Here is a 17,925-nt window from a genome sequence, read left to right as displayed (position 1 = left end):
CAATTGAATGACCTGGACGATCAGGCGTCCTTCTTGACCGGGTTGCGCAGCGACGAGCCAACTGGACGGCGTCGCTCACGGATGCGCGCAGCCTTGCCGCTTCGATCACGGAGATAATAGAGCTTGGCGCGTCGCACGCGACCGCGACGCAGAACTTCGATGCGGTCGACACGCGGCGAGTGAATCAGGAAGGTTCGCTCAACGCCAATGCCGTGGGATGCGATGCGGCGAACGGTGAAGTTCTCGTTGATGCCACCGCCACGACGGCGAATAACGACGCCCTCAAACGCCTGCAGACGCTCACGGGAACCTTCAACAACCTTGACGTGCGCCCTGACGGTGTCGCCGGGGCCAAAGTCCGGCACGTCAGACCGCTGATAGCTCTGTTCAATCTGGCGAATTGTATCGACCATGTTTATCCACCCTCGCCCGTCGTTCACTGAGCCGCCGGCAGGCCCCGGCAACGCCAGGGAGCCACGGACTGTTCGGTGTTCATCACTCGTACTCAACGTCGGCACACAGAAAGGCCGCATGCCGCGGCAACTTACGGAGTATAGCAGCGTCAATCGCCGCTGGGCAACGCCGCCGTCAGCCTGCGGTCGCGAACGACCTCCAGTACCTCGGCTGCCACTTCGTAGCGATGGAACGACGGCATGATGTAGACGCCGTGGACCTCGTCGCGAGCCTCTTCGAGAAGCTCCTGACTGATCCTGACGCCCTCACGCCGCCCGTTGCTTCCGGCGAGACGCATGCGCTCCCGGATTGACTCCGTTGGCCGGATCCCAGGCACCTCGTTATAAAGGAACTCGGTGTGTCGATGGCTCTGCAGCGGCAAAATCCCGAGCATGACCGGCACGCGCAGCGGGCCGTGTCGCTCCTCATAGGTGCGGACAAAGGCTCGCCACGTCTCCAGCTCATAGATCGGTTGCGTCATAATCAGATCCGCCCCAGCCTCCAGCTTGCGATGAACGCGATCCGTCTCATGTGCCAGGTCATCACGGGTCGGATCGGCAGCAACAATCACGGTGAAGCTCGCCTGCTTTCCGATCGACGCCCCGGCAGCATCTGTTCCTGCGTTCATCGACTGCAAGACTTTCGCCAGGCCAACCGAATCGAGATCGTAGACAGCCGTCGCGTTCGGATAATCGCCGAGGCTGGGTGGGTCACCGGTTAGCGCCAGGATGTTCCGCACGCCGAGCGCGTGCGCGCCCAGCAGGTCGGACTGCAGACCCATCAGATTACGATCGCGCGTCGTGAAGTGCAGGATCGTCTCGACCCCTACCTCCGTCTGAATAAGGAAGCAGAGCGCAAGTGCGCTCATCCGAATGCGCGCCATCGGCGAGTCGGCCACGTTAACCGCGTCGACACCCGCATCCTTGAGTATCCGCGCGCCATCAAGCATCTTGTGCGGATTCAGTCCGCGCGGTGGATCGAGCTCGACTGACACCAGGAATTGCTTGCCGATCTTCCGCGCCAGCTGCGTCGGTTCTTCGGGTGGCTGCAGCTCGATCGTTCGACTAGGAACCGGTCGACGATTCGTCGGTTGTCCCACGCCAGCCAGTCGCTCATCAATTGCAGCGCGCATCGCGCGAATGTGCTCCGGTGTCGTTCCGCAGCACCCGCCGATGACACGGAGATCGAGGTCAAGCGCTTCGTTGGCGAACGCGGAGAAGTAACTGGATGACGATGGATAGATGACGCGGTCGCCAACCTGCATCGGCCAGCCAGCGTTCGGCATACCTGACAGGCGAACATCTGGATCGAGCGCCCGCAACTCATTGAGCACGTCCAAGACGCGCCGCGGACCAACACTGCAGTTCACGCCCACAACATCGACGCCCAATTGCCGCAGATGCTCCAGTGCTTCTGCCGCCGAGCTACCGCCAATCGTCAGCCCATCGTCGGTGAATGTCATGGACGCGATGATCGGCAGATCAGAGACCTCCCGCGCCGCGCCGACCGCCTCCGTCATTTCAGCCAATGAGCCGATTGTCTCAATCAGGAGCAGATCGACTCCGCCTTCGAGCAACCCGCCGATCTGCTCGCGGAACGCAGCCCGGATTCGCGCCGGTTCATGCATGGAGAACGGCACATGCCAGGTACCGGTCGGCCCAACCGAGCCAGCGATCAGCACTGGCACACCCGAGACTTCACGAGCCTCGATCGCCAGCCGAGCGCCACGATAGTTGATGTCACGAACGCGATCTTCCAGACGATGCTCGCCCAGGCGGAACGTGTTCGCGCCGAACGTATTTGTCTCGATGAGATCCGCACCGGCGGCGATGTAGTCACGATGAATTCTGGCGATGGTACCAGGGTCGGAAAGATTGAGCTCGTCGAAGCAGGAGCTCAGCGGGATCCCTCCGGCGTGGATCATCGTCCCCATCGCACCATCACACAGGATCGGCCCTGCATTGATTCGCTCAGTGAACGGATGCGCCATTCGGGGTATCCTTTCGGAAACGCTGGATATGCGCCGCAACGACGCCAAGTTGCGATTGTAGCATCGGATACCGCCCGAGTTCCGGTCGGTGTCCCTCTTTGCCAGCATGTCCGCAGAACCGCAGCCCCTCTCGTTCGTTCTGGATGGTGGAGGGTAATGCGGTTGGAAGGGGTCTTGATGGCATCCGAAGAGGATGTGTGGGTCAGCCGAGCGAGAGCGGGTGATCAGACTGCCTTTGAGGCAATCGTTCAACGCTATGAACGGCAGATCTACTCGTTCGTCTATCGGATGATGGGCAACGCTGACGATGCCTCTGATCTGACGCAGGAATGCTTTGTTCGTGCCTATCGGAACCTCGAAAAGACGAACAGCGACCTGAATATTTCTGCATGGCTCCATCGCATAGCATCAAACGCCTGCCTCGATGTTCTTCGCCGCCGTCAGCGTATTCGCTGGCTGCCGTGGGACAACACCAAGCACGAACCGATGCTCGGCAGTGCGGATAGCGACAGCCCGGAGTACGTGGCTGTCTCGTCGGAAGTCTCCGCAATCGTGCAGTCTACGCTCTCCAGGATGTCACCACGCAATCGCGCGGCGCTCATCATGCGCGAGTACGAAGGACTCTCCTGCGACGAAATCGGCGATGTCCTCGGCATCAGCCGCTCGGCTGCCAAGTCCATTCTGTTCCGCAGCCGCGAAGAATTCCGCAAGCTCTATCCCGATGTCGAGCAGGAGGTGCGATCGTGAGCGATTGCACCATGTACCGCGAAATGATCTCAAGCCTGATCGACGGCACGCTCGAACGCGAAGATGCCTCGCGGCTCCGCTCGCACCTCGCCCAATGCGAGACCTGCCGGGCGACGCTGGAGGAGTATCGCCGGATCGGCATTGCTGTGCGGACGCTCCCGCCGATCATGCCGCCAGTCGAGCTGACTGACAGAATCCTCGCGCAGACCGTTGATGCGGGACCCCGTCGGCTCTATCTGGTCACAAACCGGGTTGGCTATTCGCTGGCGGCCGTTGCCGCAGTTGTTGTCGTGTTTATCGTAGCTGCTTATCTGCTGATTGGCGGATACCAGCGGGGGATCACACCGGAAGTCACAGCCTCACGACCGACGACCAACGAAACATGGCCGATCAATAGCCCGATCGAGATCACATTTAACAAGGCGATGGATCACGCGTCTGTCAGCGCCGCGCTAGGCATTCAGCCGAGCGGCGAAGATCAGCGCCTCTCGCAAGCGTGGGACGGCAACACGCTCCAGCTTGGTCTCGACCAACCACTGAAGCCGGGCTCTACCTACATCATCAAGATCACTGACGCAGCGCAGGATCGCTGGGGCAATCATCTGGCGTCGACCTACACGCTGACCTTTAACACGACATCCAACATTGAGGCGTACCGCACACCGACGCCGTCCATTTCGCCAACGCCATCACCGATTCCATCCATCACGCCAACAGAGCCGCTGCCGACGGCAACCGGTCTCGCCGTCGTTCCCGAGCAGCCCACGGACACCCCGCCGCAGTCCACTCCGGCAGGTGTTGCAACGGCACCGCCAGCTGCACCGACAGCAACGGCGAGCGATGGCAACGTGGTCCACGCCCCGACGGCAACGGCCACGCCCATAGCAACAGCGACCAGTCGGCCAGACGATCCGACACCAACAGCCACACCAACCTCCACGCCGGTGCCGCCAACGGCCACGGCCACGCCATCACCAACTCCGGTACCACCGACGGCGACGGCTACAACCGTGCCGCCGACCGCGACAGCGACGACGCCTGCGACGATTCCGGTCACTGGCGCAATTGGCGATGTCTACTGGGCAAACGATTCTGTCCAGCAACGGCTTGGTGCAGCGCTCAGCGCTTCCTACACGACAGACGGTCTGCAGCAGGACTTCCAGCAGGGCACCATGCTGTACCGGGCAGATCGAGGCGCTGCCTACGTCCTGATAAACAACCAGCTGATCTGGAGCACATACTCGGCCGCAGCGAGTTCTGCAAGCGCGGCGACGGGCGGCCCGGAGGACGGACTGTGGGTGCCCGGTGGCCTGCTTGGCTCGGTCTGGAACGCCAATGAATCCGTCCAGTCCGACCTCGGCTACGCATTGTCGCCAGACGCAGCGTCATTCACCGCAACGGTGCAGATGTTCGAGCACGGCCTCGCGCTCGTCAGTCCGACATCCGTTTACATCTTCTACGATGACGGCGGCTGGGAATTCTGGCCGGCTGGAACGAGCTAAGGCTAAAGAGGAATCGCCGTTGATCCGTCCAAAGGAACATGGCCTGGCTTGTCCATCGCCGTGAGGCGATTACTCCCACCCGCTGGATACAGTCGAACACCGGAGAGAGGCCTCGCGTGCGCGCTCGTAATGACAGAGACGCTGCGAATGGATTGTTTGGCGTTGACAACACCCTGGGTTCAAAACCGATGACTCCCCCAGAGTAGAAGAGCATCTCTGAGATGAGAAATTTCCTGTTGAGGTCGAACGAGGAGCCGCGAAGCAGGCGCGCCGCGCTGCCTACAACAGCAACAACACCGCAATCGTGTTGTAGACAGCGTGCGTGATGATAGCAGGCACCGTCCCCATGTACTTGCGTTCCAGGCCGAAGATGATGCCGGATGCAAATGCGCCGACTGTTATGAGGCTCGGACCGTATTGCTGATGCAGCAGCGCAAAGATCAGGGCAGTAAAGATGATCCCGAACTTCGGTTGAATCGCACCGCGAAACAGCGTTTCCTCGCCAATGCCGGCCGCCAGGCCCAGCGCGAGCGCGCCCCAGACTGACTGAACCTGCGAGGTCATCGATTCCATGTTCTCAGTGATCTGCTCGTGTAAGTCTGGCTGAAGCACCTGCACCAGGTATGACGACAACGCCGAGACAATGAATGTGACGACGACCAGACCGAGCGCGATCACTACGTGACGACGCGATGGGATCGCCAAGCCTAGCCGCTCAATGGCTTCCTTGCGGGTCCGAAAGAACCCGATGCCAACGATGACGAAGGCGAGTGCAACTTCGGTGATCGCTGTGACGGCAAGAGCGAGATAGCTAATGGAGGTTGTGTCGTCATTCCCGAACAACGAAAACAGTGAGACGATACCCAACGCACTGAGGACATAGAGTCCAATCGTCGCCGGCCAGGAGGTTGGGTCGAACGGGATGACTTTCGCCGTCACCGCGCGCAGTGAAGGAACGAGCGTGAGCGCGGCAATGACGCCAACCAGCAGTGCGATGATTGAGCTGGTCTCGGGTGAGTTACCTTCGCGCCAATCGCGGAATATTGAACCGAGCCCAAAGAGAAACAGGAAAAAGCCGAATGCACCGAAGACGATATACAACCCCATCGTCAGCGCCCGATTGCCGGCCGAGCGGTGAACCCAGAGGCTGAAGAATGCTCCGACACCAACCAGCAGCACCGCGGATGCGACCGCCGATAGCGCCTCGGTTACTTCACTGCTCAACTGTTCACTCCGTTCTCAGCCAGTATCAGCGGTGAAGTATAGCCCTCAATGAGTGGATTGTGATTCGCTGCACGAAAACCGCGGTCCGCTCCCCGCGGGTATACTCGACAGGACGCGGGAGGGAGATGCACACGGTGACGACGCGACGCGGCGGACTCGGTCGCGGTCTGGAATCACTCATTCCGGGCATTGGTCAGGACGAAGCCAGCGGTGGCGCGATTACGGTTGATGTCGGGACGCTCGAGCCGAACCCGGTCCAGCCACGTGTGCGCTGGGATTCCGAGCAGCTGGAGTCGCTCGCCGCGTCCATTCGCGAGCACGGCATCATTCAGCCGATTGTCGTCACACGCGCGGCCGGAGGCAGCACGCCCTATCAGATCGTTGCCGGTGAACGACGCTGGCGTGCCGCGCAGATGGCCGGGCTGCGGTCAGTGCCTGTCATCGTCCGCGAAGCAACTCCCGCGCAACTCCTTGAGTTGGCGCTCGTTGAGAACGTCCAGCGTGCCGACCTGAATCCGATCGAAGAAGCGCTCGCCTACCGGCAGCTCACGACCGAGTTCGGCTTGACCCAATCAGCTGTTGCCGAGCGCGTCGGCAAGAGTCGGCCAGCGATTGCGAACTCGATCCGTCTGCTCTCCGCCCCCGAGTCGATTCAGGAGGCGGTCGCCAACGAACAGATCTCCGCCGGACATGCCAAGGCGCTCCTGGCTGTTGACGACCCGATGACCCTTGAGCATTTGCTTCGACAGGTGATCAGTGGGGATCTCAGCGTTCGCGAGACTGAGCGTCTTGTGCAACGCACTGCTGATGCACCACGCCGAACCCGCCCAACCGCGTCTCACGCAGCAGATCCTGCCGTTCGGGCAGTCGAGTCCAGCCTTCGACGCGCGCTCGGCACACGGGTCGAACTGGCACGGCGCGGCGAGACCGGGCGCATCGTCATCAGTTTCAACTCCGATGAAGAGCTGAACGCCATTCTCGAACGCATCGTCGGCGTCGAAGAAGAACTCTAGGCGGCGCTACTCCGTAGCGCGAAGCTGCTCAGCAATATACTCGACCACGTCTGCAATCGGTATGCGGACCTGTGACATGCTGTCCCGCTCACGAATCGTGACCGAGTGATCCTCGATCGAATCGAAGTCGACCGTAACGCAGAACGGTGTACCGATCTCGTCCTGGCGACGATAGCGTCTGCCGATACTCTGCGTCTCGTCGTATTCCACCGAGAAGCGCCGTCGCAATTCGTGGTAAAGCGGTTCCGCAACCACCGCCAGCTCCGGCTTCTTCGATAGCGGCAGCACGGCGACGGTGTACGGTGCGAGGTTCGGATGTAGCCGCAGCACGACGCGAGAAGCCGCCTCGCCCTTTGCGTCTGGCGTCTCTTCGACGTCGTAGGCATCGCACAGCACCATCAGCATCGTGCGATCGACGCCAAACGTTGGCTCGATCACATGCGGCAGATAGCGCTCATTACGCGCCTGATCGAAATAGGTGAGGTCTTCGCCGGAGTGTTCCTGATGTCGTTGCAGGTCGAAGTCGGTCCGATACGCGAGACCAGACAACTCCTTCCAGCCGATGGGGAAGAGGTACTCGTAGTCAACCGTGCGCTTCGAGTAGTGCGATAGCTCGTCGGCATGATGTTCGCGGCGTCGCAAGCGTGACGGATCGATACCGAGCGACGTAAACCACTCGCCCTGCGCATCCGCCCAGGCGTTGAACTGGGCTTCCCAATCGTCGGGCTGGATGAAATACTCGATCTCCATTTGCTCAAACTCAAGCAACCGGAAGATAAAGTTGCCCGGCGTGATCTCGTTGCGGAATGCCTTGCCGATCTGGGCGATGCCGAACGGAACCTTCAGGCGGCTGGATTGCTGCACGTTCTTGTACTGAACGAAGATGTTCTGCGCCGTTTCAGGGCGCAGGTAGGTGGTTGTTGCCGTCTCGTCCACCGGACCGATGTATGTCCGAAACATCATGTTGAACGCGCGGACCGGCGTCCAGTCGCGATTGCCGCAATTCGGGCAGGTGATGCCAAGTTGTGCGATGAGCTGCGTCAGTTCCTCGAACGACTTGCCTTCGGCGGATTCGCCCCCGGCGTCCTCAATCAACGTGTCAGCGCGATAGCGACTGCGGCAGATGCGGCAGTCCGTCAGCGGATCGTTGAACTCATCGATGTGGCCGCTGGCTTCCCAGACACGCGGATTCAGCAAAATGCCACCGTCGATACCGACCATATCGGCGCGCTCGCGAATGAAGCGCTGCCACCACGAGCGCTTGATGTTGTTCCGCAGCTCAACGCCGAGCGGGCCAAAGTCGAACGTGTTGGCCAGCCCGCCGTAGATTTCGCTGCCTGAAAACACAAAGCCACGGCGCTTTGCCAGAGACGCAAGCTCTTCCAACGTCACCTTCGGCCTGGTCGGCTCATTCACGTCGCGTCAATCTCCCTCGTACGTTGCGTTATCTCTGAATGAAAATGGGCGAGACCCGCGTCTCACCCGCGAACTGATTCTTCCTGCGCCTTGGTCCGATCAGGCCGTCGACTGCTCATTATCTGCAACAGCTGATGCAGTTTTGGCATTCGCCCCATTCGCCAGGTCAGATGCCACCTGCTGATACACCTGCGTCGTCGAGATGCTGACGTGCCCCAGCATGCGCTGAATATCGCCGAGCTCGCGCCCGCGCGTCAGTTGGTGCGCGGCGAACGAATGCCGCAGCGTGTGTGGAGTGATGTCGTCGATGCCGACCCGATGCGCGTATTGTTTCAGGATCAGCCAGAACCCCTGACGAGTCAGTCGGGTGCCTCGCTGATTGAGGAAGAGCGCGGACTGTTCGCCGTCCCGGCAGATCTGCGGACGAGCCTCGGTTACGTAGTCACGGGCAGTGTCCATGACCGTTCCTGGAAGATCGATCTCACGCAGCCGATTCTGCTTGCCGGTGCATCGCACACTGCCGCGCGCCAGATCGACGTCATCGACGTCGAGGCTGACGAGCTCCGACACGCGCATCCCGCTCGCGTATAGCATCTGCATCATCGCCAGATCGCGCTTCGCCTCCGGCGTGCATTGCTTGGCCGGCTCGGCGAGCAACGCCTGCACATCGCGCTCTGGCAGCGCCTTGGGGGCGAACTTCTCAACCCGTGGTGTGGCCATCGATTCCGAAGGATCGGACCGCAGTTCGCCACTTCGGGAGAGATAGCCGAAGAACGATTTCACGGCTGCCGTTTTGCGGGCGATGGTGGACGCTGCGTACTCACGCTCACGAAGCTCAAGTGCGTACGACGTCAGATGCGATGGCTGAACTTCCGGCCATGCCGAAATCGACTGGCGCTCTTCCAGATACCGGACGAACTGACCGAGGTCGTTTCGATAGGCGGAGACGGTATTCGCCGAGAACTCATTCTCGTCCTCGAGTGCGCTGAGAAAGCGCTCGATACTATCCCGCATGAGTATTTCCTCCCGAGTGATCACCCCGCGCACGACTCCCATACGAGATGCGAACCCTCCGCGCGCTCCCGGTCCGTTATGCGAGCAGACTCTCAATAGAAGCAGACGGCATGCCAAATGCCTCTGCAACAGCCTGATACGTTACCTGACCGCGATAGACGTTTACACCCTTTGCCAGCGCCGGATCTCGGCGGATCGCGTCCAGACCGGAGTCGGCCAGCCGCAACCCGTACGGCAGCGTCGCATTCGAGAGCGCAATCGTGCTCGTTCGTGGCACTGCTCCGGGCATGTTCGTCACGCAGTAGTGAACCACACCGTCTACGACAAACGTCGGATCGCTGTGGCTGGTCGGGCTGGCAGTCGAGATGCAGCCGCCCTGGTCGATCGCGACGTCGACGACAACAGAGCCGTCTGTCATCGACGCGATCATCTCCGGCGTCACCAGCTTCGGCGCGCGCGCACCAGTAATCAGCACCGCACCGATCACCAGGTCAGCGTTTGCGACTGCATCGGCAAGTGTCGAACGGGTTGATGCCATCGTCGTGATTCGGCCGTGTAGCACGTGGTCGAGATAGCGCAGTCGATCAAGCGATACGTCCAGGATAGTCACGTTCGCGCCCATACCGAGCGCAACCTGAGCCGCGTTGGTGCCGACGACTCCGCCGCCGACAATGACAACGTCCGCCGGCCGCACGCCAGGCACGCCGCCGATCAGCACGCCGCGTCCGCCGTTCACCTTCTCCAGGTAGTACGCACCAATGTGGACGGCCATGCGCCCCGCGACTTCGCTCATCGGCGTCAGGAGTGGCAGAGAGTGATTCGGCAGCTCGACCGTTTCGTAGGCGACGGCAACGACCCCGCGGTCAACGAGTGCCTGCGTGAGCGCCTGCTCAGCCGCGAGGTGCAGATATGTATAGAGGATTTGGCCATCGCGAAGCAGCGCGTACTCTGATGAGATTGGCTCTTTGACCTTCGCAACCATTTCGGCGCGCGCGAACACTTCTTCGTGCGTGTCAACGATCTCAGCGCCTGCAGCAGCATACTCATCGTCCTGGAATCCGCTGCCGGTGCCGGCATTCGTTTCCACGACAACCTGATGGCCGCGAGAAACGTACTCGTGGACGCCCCCGGGGGTGGTCGACACCCGGTTCTCGTTGTCCTTGATTTCCTTCGGGATACCAATGATCATCCGTACCGGCCCTTCTGCGTCAATGACCGGGCCGGTGCGTTACGCCGTTGCGGCGCTTCCGGGTGGCCCGGGTTCGCCTCGTTCATTCGATGATCCACAACCGCGTGATTCTAGCATAGAGTGATTTCGGTGCTCGACAATCTGCCGGTGCGACGTATCCGGAATTCGTTGCGCGTACTTGTCAGTGACGGTACGATTTTCCTGATGCGTTCGCCGATCTCCTGGCATCGGACGACGCTCCTCGACAATCAAGAGAGCTGGCTGTGACCTTCCTGAATGCCCTTTGGATTATTCCGATTCTCGGTGTACTGATATTTGTCCACGAACTCGGACACTTCGTCATGGCTCGCCGTGCAGGCGTACGTGTCGAAGAGTTCGGCTTTGGGCTCCCGCCTCGCATCTGGGGCACCAAACGCGGTGACACGATCTATTCGATCAACCTGCTCCCGATCGGCGGATTTGTTCGTGTGCTCGGCGAGGACGGTAAGTCCAACGCCGTCGATAGCATGCAGTCCAAGACTGCTGGTCAGCGAGCCAGGTTCCTGGCTGCAGGTTCTGCCATGAACCTCATCACTGCCTTCGTGCTTCTCGCCGTCCTGATCGGCGGCCAGGGCAAGAGCAGCGACAACGTCTACGTCGTCGATGTCGCGAACGATTCTCCGGCCCAGCAGGCTGGTTGGAAGAGCGGCGACCGCTTCCTCGAAATCTCCGGCGAAACGATCAACGACGCCAACGATGTCTCGCGGCTGACTGCCGACAGTGCCGGAAGCGCGACGACCGTCGTGCTCGACCGCGCCGGCGAGACGGTGACGACAACGATCACACCGCGCGAAGACCCGCCGGCTGGGCAGGGCCGCACAGGGATAACGCTGAGCTCCGCGCCGGTAGCCACACTACGTGTCGAAGCCGTGCCGGACGATAGCACCGCCGCGACAATCGGCTTGCAGCCCGGCGACGAAATCATCGCCACTGGCGGTCAGCCGGTAACTGATTACCTCGCCTACGCACTCTTCCTGCGCAACAACCAGGGCGAAACAGTCGACCTCCAGGTCATGCGCGACGGTACTCCCGTCACACTGACGGCGGACTTGCCCAGCAATCTCCCACTCGACCGCGAACCACTTGGTGCTGACCTCACGCAGCATCTCGTGTTTGAACGAGTCGGACTGCTGCAGCTTCCAATGGAAACAGTGCGGTCGTTCGGATCAACGATTCAGCAAATGGGATCCGGCCTGATGAGCCTTGTTCGGGGCGACACGTCGCTGGCCGATGTGGCCGGCCCGATCGGGATGGGACAGCTCACTTCGGAAGTCATCAGCCGCAGTGCCACGCCGCTGTGGGTCACGCTGACGAACCTGACGATCATCCTGTCACTGAATCTGGCGATTCTTAACCTTTTACCGTTGCCGGCGCTCGATGGCGGGCGTCTACTATTCGTGCTGATCGAAGTGCTACGCGGTGGGAAGCGTGTGTCGCCGGAAAAGGAAGGCGTCGTTCACTTCGTTGGCCTGATGATCTTGTTGACGGCGATGTTCCTGATCGCCTTTGTCGACATCAACCGTATTTTTAGCGGCGCGTCCGTCCTTGAGTAGTGACGTCACCGCACTGGAACAATAGACAGCGATCTACATGATGCGGCCGATACCGCAGAGATCGCTACGGTCCTGGAGGTAAGGTGTGACAGTGCTCGCTCCGCGCCGGATAACCCGGCCAGTACAGGTTGGCAACGTTCGCATTGGCGGCGGAGCACCCGTTGTCGTGCAGTCAATGGCAACCGCGGACACGCGCGACCCGCAGGCGACGCTCCGGCAGATCAACGAGCTGGCTGAGGCAGGCTGCGAGATCGTCCGCATCGCTGTGCCGGACCGCAAGGCTGCAGCGGCGCTGCCGAATATCGTGCCGTACTCACCTGTGCCGTTGATTGCGGATATCCACTTTGAGCACACACTGGCTCTCAAGGCGATCGACGCGGGCATCCACGGACTGCGCCTGAACCCCGGCAACATCCGCAAGCATGACGACGTCGTTGAGGTTGTCGAACGCGCCAAGGAGCGCCGTGTCCCGATTCGGATCGGTGTGAACTTCGGCTCCGTCCCGCCGATGACCAAAGAGTTTGTCGACGAGATGGCCGCCGAGAATGCCACGCAGGCCGAGCTTCGTGCAGAGCACATGGTGCGCACCGCCCTCGGACACATCAAGATCCTCGAAGAGCTCGACTATCACGAGATCAAGGTCTCGCTGAAGGCGTTCGAGGTGCCGGTCATGCTGGAGGCCTACCGCCGCATGGCGAAGCGGGTACCGTATCCATTCCATCTCGGCGTTACCGAGGCCGGGACCCCGAAGGCCGGGAGCGTCCGCTCGGCAGTTGGCATTGGCACACTCCTGGCTATGGGAATTGGCGACACGATCCGCGTCTCGCTGACGACCGATCCGGTCGAAGAGGTTTTCGTCTGCTACGAGATCCTGAAGAGCCTGGAGCTGCGCCAGCACGGCGCGACTATGATCGCCTGCCCAACCTGCGGCCGTGTCGAGGTCGATCTCTTCAAGCTCGCCAATGAAGTCGACGAGTTCCTGGCGGAGATCAAGGAGCCAATCCGCGTCGCAGTGATGGGTTGCGTCGTGAACGGCCCGGGCGAAGCGCGCGACGCCGATGTCGGCGTTGCCGCCGGTCGCGGCAAGGGCGTGATCTTCCGCAAGGGCGAGATCTTCAAGACCGTCAAGGAAGACGAGATCGTCGACGCGCTGAAGAGCGAGATCCGACAAATCATCGCTGAGCGCGAGGCTGCGGCAGTCTCCTGATCCGCGCTAGGCGGTTGCTCGAACCGACGCATTCACTTCGCTGTTCGGAATGGTGATCTCAAAGGTCGATCCCATTCCGAGCGTGCTGTTGACGTCGACATTCCCGCCGTGGGCGAGGGCGACATGCTTGACGATCGCCAAGCCCAGACCGGTGCCGGGTTCTGCGCGCGAGCGGTCAGTCTTGAAGAAGCGCTCCCAGATCCGCTCAAGATCCGCGTCAGCGATGCCGCTGCCGTTGTCGCTCACGAGGAACGTCGTCTCGGCGTCGGTGGCACGAACGTCGATACGAACCGCTCCTCCAGATGGCGTGTGATCGATTGCGTTGGTCGCCAGATTGAGCAGCGCGTGCTCCAGCCGCCGTCCATCAGCATGGATCTCGCCAACGGACGCATCAGCGGTCGTTGAGAGTGTCACGCCCGCCTTTTCGGCTCGGGGCCCCATCCGCTCGACAACGCTCTGTGCGATGGCGGCCGGGTTGGCAGCACCGTAGCGCAGGCTCTCGGGACCCTTCTCCAGCTGGCTGATATCGAGCAGGTCCTGCACCAGCATCGTCATCGAGTCGATCTCATCGTCGATTTTGCCGACGAAGCGCTGTACTTCCTCGTCCTCCGGCTGCAAATCCAGAATCGTATCGGCGAGGATCTTGATGGTCGAGAGGGGCGTACGCAGCTCGTGCGACACGTTCGCGACGAAATCCCGACGCACTGTCTGCAGACGATTCAGCTCAGTAACGTCGCGAAGGACGACAAGCGCCTCTTTCGGATATTGGGCGATCCGCACGATGATCGCGTTCATGATGCGCGGGTCGCCGGGCAGATCGAAGGTGTACTGTTCATCTTCGCCAGTATCGAGACAGCGGCGAACCACGGCGTCCATGCGATGGTCACGAACGACTCGGATAAATGACCGACCGGCCGGATTGCGACCGCCAAACATCGTTGACGCCGCGAGGTTCCCATAGGTCACGACACCGTGCGCGTCAACCTGAATGACCGCATCGCGCATGCGGTCAAGCACGTGGTTGAGGTGACGCACACGTTCCGATTCGGCCGTCCAGCGCTCGCTCGCTGACGACATGAAGGCTTCGGCGTGGTGCAACGCCTCGTCAATCTCGTCGCCATCTTCTTCGGGCCAATTGACGATTTCACCGCTCCGAGCTGGAGCAAACTGTCGTGATGTAATCAGCTGTAGTTGCGCAAGGCGCGCCAGCGCCCGCTGAGCGAACACTGCTGCCAGGACAATGCCAGCGATACCTCCGACAATGACGATGATCCACACGCCGGTGAACGCCGCAAGGCCGGCACAGATCGCTACGACGGCGACTGGCGCAAGGAATTGATAGATCAGCGATCTCATCCGGCTCTCTCTTCATCCGTCGTAGCGATATCCGACTCCGCGCACCGTCGTGATCCTGGTTGGTTGCGATGGATCATCCTCGATCTGCTCACGCAATGCGCGGATATGCACATCCACAGTGCGCTCATCACCGATGTAATCGACGCCCCACGCGCCGTCAAGAATCTGCTGTCGACTCAATGCCTGCCGAGGATGATGCAGCAAGAAGCGCAGGAGCTCGTATTCTCGTGGCCGCAACGTCAGCTCCCGTTCGCCGCGCCAAACGCGCCGCTCGCGCTCGGAGACGCGGACATCACCTGACACGCTCTCCTGTGTGTCAAATGACTGGTCGCTGGCGCTGCGACGCAACAGCGCGCGGACACGTGCAAGGAGCTCGCGCAGACCAAACGGTTTGGTCAGGTAGTCGTCAGCACCGATTTCGAGGCCAATAACGCGATCGACCTCATCGGCACGCGCCGTCAGCATCAGGATCGGGACATTGGATATCTGCCGCACGCGGCGGCAGACCTCGAATCCATCCAATCCGGGAAGCATGACATCAAGCACCATCGCATCAACGCCGCCGCGCTCGACCTGCGCCACAGCATCGAAGCCATCGCCGACGACAATGGTCTCGTAGCCTTGACGATCGAGATTGAATTTCAGCGCCTGAGCGAGCTCAACCTCGTCCTCGACGACGAGAATCCGTTGGCTGACCACCATACCTCCTGCCCGTGTCACACATTGTATCCACGCGGCATAAAACGCAGGGCGGGTTATCCTTTACCGCGTGAGGCGACGGGCCTCGGCTGCGCTGAGGTGGAGGTTTGGCGGCGACATGCGGCGAGGGGTAGCAACGCTCGGCCTGAGCTCATGGGATCGGTTCGTAGTCACGGATGCCTATCCCGGCCCCGGCGAGTACGCCATTGTCCGGCATCAGTTCGAGCAATCCGGCGGAACAACCGCGAACACCTCCGCCGCGCTCGCGCGGCTGGGCATTCCGGTAACATTCGTTTCGGCTGTCGGTGACGACTCGCAGGGTGCCGCTCTCATCAACGATCTGCGCGACGCAGGCTGCAATGTCGAGCACATGATCGTCCGCGAGAACGAACCGTCCGATACCGGCATCATCGTCATTTCTGGCGCGGAGCAACATCGCGACCGCACGATCTTCTGGATTCAGGGTGCCAAACCGGTCATGGGAGATCTCTTGCCGGTGCCTGAAATGCTGGATCATCAGTGGGTCATGCTCGACGTGGACGACCCGCGCCTACGCAACTTCTTTCTCGATCTTCCAGCGCACCAGAGTCCGCGCACCAAGCTGTTCGGCACGATGACCTATCTGGTTGAAATGGGCTCCGGATCTGGATGGGGGCATGTTCTGCGGCACGATGCCGTCTGCGGCAATGTTCGCGAACTGCGCGCATTGACCGGCGAGCCGGATCTGGACGCAGCCTTCGCGAAAGCACGTGCCGATCTCGTCGCCAGTGCCTGCCGGGCGCTCTATATCTCCCACGGCGCGAATGGGGCGTACGTCGTTCGGGCAGACGGTATTACACACCTGCCTGCGTTCTCGATCGAGCCAGTCGACACAACGGGAGCCGGCGACGCATTCGCGGCTGGCTGTCTATGGGGACTGCTCGATCGCTGCTCCGATGAGGAGATTGTGCAGCGTGGGAACGCGCTCGGAGCGCTCGCCTGTCGCGCACTCGGCGCTCGTGCGTCCCAGCCAACTATGGACGAGGCGCTGGCACTCGTCGACACAGTTGGCGCGCCCAGATGACGGCGCTCGTGTCACGTGCGGATCTGGCGGCGATTGCTCGCCAGCACGGCCTTGTGGTCGCTGGTGTCGCCAGCGCCGAGCCATTCAACACCGCGCGTGACTACATCATCGACCATATCGAGCGCGGCCACACAGCCGGGATGCCGTGGTTCACGGTGGAGAGGACGCGTGAGGCAGCTGATCCACGGACACTGCACGATCGCGTCGAGTCGATCATTTCCGTCGGCGTGCCCTTCTGGACCGGTGCTGCCGAACCGCCCGATGATGGAGTATTGCGCGGTCGCATCGCTCGCTACGCCTGGGGACGTGATTATCACAAGACGCTGAAACGACGTATGGTCGCGATGGTGGACAGCCTGGAGCAACACATCGGGCGACCGCTGGAATCTCGCACGCTTGCCGACACAGCCCGCATCTTCGATCGCGCCGTCGCCGAACGCGCTGGCACTGGCTGGGTTGGCAAGAACTCAATGATCATCGTTCCGCGCCACGGTTCGTGGGTGATGCTCGGCGAGGTGCTGATCGACGTCGACATTACGCCAGATCTGCCGCTGAATCGCGACTGCGGACGTTGCACGATTTGTCTCGACCGGTGCCCAACCGGGGCGATCGTCGCACCGTACACGATCGACACCCCGCGCTGCCTGTCGTTCCAGACCATCGAACAGGCGGGCGCAATTCCAATCGATATCAGGCCGTTGCTGGGAGATTGGGTGTTCGGCTGCGATGTCTGCCAGGAGGTCTGCCCGTACACGGGCGCTGCTCGCGAAGTCGACGATCCCGATGTGCTGCCGAAATCGATCGACAATGCCTATCCAGCGCTGGATAGACTCCTGACGATGAGTGAACCGGAGTACCGGGAAACCTATCGCGCCACCGCGGTCCTGCGAACGAAACGGGTCGGTCTGGCGCGGAATGCCGCGGTCGCGCTTGGGAACATCGGCGAAGAACGCGACATGCCGGCGCTGGAAACGGCACTTCGTTCACACGACGAGCCGCTGGTGCGCGGACACGCCGCCTGGGCGTTGGGTCATCGCTACGGCGCTGCGGCGATCGCATCGCTCGAACATGCCGCGCGAAACGATCCGGACGATACGGTGCGGTCGGAAGTTCGCAATGCTTTCGAAGCGATTGTTTAGACAATCAAAAAAGCACCCGGTCGAGTAACCGGGTGCTTTCACGTTTGCTGAGCGTCGACTCGACTTACGCCGCCGACTTGCTCATCGAACGCATGCAGCGCGTGCAAACGTTGACGCGAATCACCACGCCGTCGACGACGAGGCGCTTCTTGTGAACATTCGGCTTGTAGTCGCGATTGGTCCGTCGCTTCGAGAAGCTGACGTTGTGACCGAACGACTTGCTTTTGCCGCAAAGCTGACACGCGGCCATGATCGGACTCCTTCTTGTCACCACTACGCCGCGTTGGCGCGTTTCGGCAGAATTCGGGGCTCGGACGGTCT

The 17,925-nt window shown here is 61.1% G+C and carries 16 protein-coding genes; 7 read left to right on the top strand and 9 right to left on the bottom strand.

The genetic code is table 11. The annotated features are described in order from the left end of the window. Positions 1–20 precede the first annotated feature (20 nt). Both rplS and M9890_09230 read right to left on the bottom strand, forming a co-directional pair. A complete protein-coding gene (rplS, locus tag M9890_09235; protein ID MCO5177136.1) occupies positions 21–413 on the bottom strand; it encodes a 50S ribosomal protein L19 in 393 nt (130 codons plus the stop codon). Between the two features lie 149 nt (positions 414–562). After that, a complete protein-coding gene (locus M9890_09230) occupies positions 563–2,443 on the bottom strand; it encodes a bifunctional homocysteine S-methyltransferase/methylenetetrahydrofolate reductase (GenBank protein ID MCO5177135.1) in 1,881 nt (626 codons plus the stop codon). A gap of 177 nt (positions 2,444–2,620) precedes the next feature. Between M9890_09230 and M9890_09225 the strand changes: the two genes are divergently transcribed. Both M9890_09225 and M9890_09220 read left to right on the top strand, forming a co-directional pair. Continuing rightward, positions 2,621–3,190, top strand: a complete 570-nt coding sequence (locus M9890_09225) for a sigma-70 family RNA polymerase sigma factor (GenBank protein MCO5177134.1) — start codon at positions 2,621–2,623, stop codon at positions 3,188–3,190. Beyond that, positions 3,187–4,692: an Ig-like domain-containing protein gene (locus M9890_09220; protein MCO5177133.1), complete on the top strand. Its 1,506-nt coding sequence runs from the start codon at positions 3,187–3,189 to the stop codon at positions 4,690–4,692. The genes M9890_09225 and M9890_09220 overlap by 4 nt, the downstream gene beginning before the upstream one ends. Before the next feature lie 279 nt (positions 4,693–4,971). Here the strand turns inward: M9890_09220 and M9890_09215 are convergent, their stop codons facing one another. Beyond that, on the bottom strand, positions 4,972–5,916 hold the full coding sequence (locus tag M9890_09215; protein MCO5177132.1) for a CPBP family intramembrane metalloprotease: 945 nt from the start codon (positions 5,914–5,916) through the stop codon (positions 4,972–4,974). A 134-nt stretch (positions 5,917–6,050) separates the two neighbouring features. On the opposite strand from M9890_09215, the gene M9890_09210 reads away from it, so the two are divergent. Further along, positions 6,051–6,929 (top strand): ParB/RepB/Spo0J family partition protein, encoded by an 879-nt coding sequence (locus tag M9890_09210; GenBank protein ID MCO5177131.1) that lies wholly within the window; start codon positions 6,051–6,053, stop codon positions 6,927–6,929. A 6-nt stretch (positions 6,930–6,935) separates the two neighbouring features. On the opposite strand, the gene M9890_09205 is transcribed toward M9890_09210, so the two are convergent. The 3 genes from M9890_09205 to ald form a co-directional block, all read right to left on the bottom strand. Next, positions 6,936–8,345: a glycine--tRNA ligase gene (locus M9890_09205; protein ID MCO5177130.1), complete on the bottom strand. Its 1,410-nt coding sequence runs from the start codon at positions 8,343–8,345 to the stop codon at positions 6,936–6,938. A gap of 99 nt (positions 8,346–8,444) precedes the next feature. After that, positions 8,445–9,359: a tyrosine-type recombinase/integrase gene (locus M9890_09200; protein MCO5177129.1), complete on the bottom strand. Its 915-nt coding sequence runs from the start codon at positions 9,357–9,359 to the stop codon at positions 8,445–8,447. Positions 9,360–9,435: 76 nt separating this feature from the next. Continuing rightward, positions 9,436–10,548, bottom strand: a complete 1,113-nt coding sequence (ald, locus tag M9890_09195; protein MCO5177128.1) for an alanine dehydrogenase — start codon at positions 10,546–10,548, stop codon at positions 9,436–9,438. Between the two features lie 263 nt (positions 10,549–10,811). Between ald and rseP the strand changes: the two genes are divergently transcribed. Then, positions 10,812–12,140: an RIP metalloprotease RseP gene (gene rseP, locus M9890_09190; protein MCO5177127.1), complete on the top strand. Its 1,329-nt coding sequence runs from the start codon at positions 10,812–10,814 to the stop codon at positions 12,138–12,140. An 85-nt stretch (positions 12,141–12,225) separates the two neighbouring features. After that, positions 12,226–13,347, top strand: coding sequence for a flavodoxin-dependent (E)-4-hydroxy-3-methylbut-2-enyl-diphosphate synthase (gene ispG, locus M9890_09185; GenBank protein ID MCO5177126.1), 1,122 nt, complete (start codon positions 12,226–12,228; stop codon positions 13,345–13,347). Positions 13,348–13,353: 6 nt separating this feature from the next. Here ispG and M9890_09180 read toward each other — a convergent pair whose 3' ends face one another. After that, positions 13,354–14,703 (bottom strand): HAMP domain-containing histidine kinase, encoded by a 1,350-nt coding sequence (locus M9890_09180; GenBank protein ID MCO5177125.1) that lies wholly within the window; start codon positions 14,701–14,703, stop codon positions 13,354–13,356. Between the two features lie 12 nt (positions 14,704–14,715). Next, positions 14,716–15,402 (bottom strand): response regulator transcription factor, encoded by a 687-nt coding sequence (locus M9890_09175; GenBank protein MCO5177124.1) that lies wholly within the window; start codon positions 15,400–15,402, stop codon positions 14,716–14,718. Positions 15,403–15,520: 118 nt separating this feature from the next. Here M9890_09175 and M9890_09170 point away from each other — a divergent pair, with 118 nt between their 5' ends. Further along, entirely contained in the window at positions 15,521–16,465 is a 945-nt protein-coding gene (locus M9890_09170) for a carbohydrate kinase family protein (protein MCO5177123.1), read from the top strand. An 8-nt stretch (positions 16,466–16,473) separates the two neighbouring features. Then, complete coding sequence (gene queG, locus M9890_09165; protein MCO5177122.1) at positions 16,474–17,604, top strand: tRNA epoxyqueuosine(34) reductase QueG; 1,131 nt, start codon at positions 16,474–16,476, stop codon at positions 17,602–17,604. 64 nt (positions 17,605–17,668) lie between these two features. Here queG and rpmB read toward each other — a convergent pair whose 3' ends face one another. Continuing rightward, entirely contained in the window at positions 17,669–17,854 is a 186-nt protein-coding gene (gene rpmB / locus M9890_09160) for a 50S ribosomal protein L28 (GenBank protein MCO5177121.1), read from the bottom strand. Positions 17,855–17,925: the final 71 nt, after the last annotated feature.

It is taken from the genome of Thermomicrobiales bacterium (assembly GCA_023954495.1).
Lineage (GTDB): Bacteria > Chloroflexota > Chloroflexia > Thermomicrobiales > CFX8 > JAMLIA01.
The sequence above is the reverse complement of the archived record's forward strand: the minus strand, read 5'-3'. Positions and strand labels throughout refer to the sequence as shown.

Bases quoted from the DNA above. Each gene is read 5' to 3' on its own strand.
- rplS (MCO5177136.1), bottom strand. From the start codon at position 413: ATGGTCGATACAATTCGCCAGATTGAACAGAGCTATCAGCGGTCTGAC.
- M9890_09230 (MCO5177135.1), bottom strand. From the start codon at position 2,443: ATGGCGCATCCGTTCACTGAGCGAATCAATGCAGGGCCGATCCTGTGT.
- M9890_09225 (MCO5177134.1), top strand. From the start codon at position 2,621: ATGGCATCCGAAGAGGATGTGTGGGTCAGCCGAGCGAGAGCGGGTGAT.
- M9890_09200 (MCO5177129.1), bottom strand. From the start codon at position 9,359: ATGCGGGATAGTATCGAGCGCTTTCTCAGCGCACTCGAGGACGAGAAT.
- ald (MCO5177128.1), bottom strand. From the start codon at position 10,548: ATGATCATTGGTATCCCGAAGGAAATCAAGGACAACGAGAACCGGGTG.
- M9890_09180 (MCO5177125.1), bottom strand. From the start codon at position 14,703: ATGAGATCGCTGATCTATCAATTCCTTGCGCCAGTCGCCGTCGTAGCG.
- M9890_09170 (MCO5177123.1), top strand. From the start codon at position 15,521: ATGCGGCGAGGGGTAGCAACGCTCGGCCTGAGCTCATGGGATCGGTTC.
- rpmB (MCO5177121.1), bottom strand. From the start codon at position 17,854: ATGGCCGCGTGTCAGCTTTGCGGCAAAAGCAAGTCGTTCGGTCACAAC.